Origin of the sequence: Pseudomonas kitaguniensis (genome assembly GCF_009296165.1) — a bacterium.
Classification (GTDB): domain Bacteria; phylum Pseudomonadota; class Gammaproteobacteria; order Pseudomonadales; family Pseudomonadaceae; genus Aquipseudomonas; species Aquipseudomonas kitaguniensis.
Genome location: NZ_VUAZ01000229.1, coordinates 1 through 673, shown reverse-complemented (window position 1 = coordinate 673; position 673 = coordinate 1). Strand labels below are relative to the sequence as shown.

Annotated in this window: 1 protein-coding gene and 1 pseudogene; both read right to left on the bottom strand. The window is 59.4% G+C overall.

From position 1 onward, the window contains the following. Window positions 1–489: type IV pilus biogenesis/stability protein PilW (gene pilW, locus F0169_RS26885; RefSeq protein ID WP_152748120.1), on the bottom strand; the 489-nt coding region annotated here is incomplete at its 3' end. Window positions 490–501: 12 nt separating this feature from the next. Continuing rightward, window positions 502–673 (bottom strand): annotated as a pseudogene (locus tag F0169_RS28010) (hypothetical protein); the annotation flags it as partial.

Here is a 673-nt window from a genome sequence, read left to right as displayed (position 1 = left end):
ATGCTGGCGCGCGCTGTCGCGCTGGCCGAGGCGCATCGAGGTCACACCAAGGTTCTCGAACACCCGTGAACGTTGAGGGTAAAGCGTGTCGGCCGAGGCTTGCTGGAAATAACCGGACGCCTGGTCATAACGTTTCTGCTCGAACAGGAAGCTGCCGTAGTTATTCAGCAGCCGAGCGTCGGCAGGACGTGCGGCCAGGGCCTTGTGGAAATATTGATCGGCCAGCGCAGGCTCGGCCTGAGCCTGGAACACCAGGGCCAGTGCCGCATTTGCGTCGGCATCATCGCCGTCCAGCTCAAGCGCTTTTTTCAGCGGCACCTTGGCCTGCTCGCTCATGCCTTTGTGCAGGTAGCCAAGCCCCAGTTGCACATACGCAACTCGCGCCTCGTCACGGCCTTTACCGGTATGCAACGGGCTGTCATGGCCCGATGAAACACAACCGGCCGTTAGGCCGGTAACAAGCAAAAGCAGCGCGAGGCGCAATGGCATAGAGATCCTCTCTCAGATTCGATTCACAGCAATTTGCGGTAAATCGTCGGCGGCGTTCAGTTCGCGCCCGGCGATATAACGCTCGCTGCGACGGGTGCGATCCAGCACCTGTCCTACCAATTGGCCACAGGACCGCGTCGATGATCGATGTACAGCTACGTACGTCTGAGCATGATCGATGTAC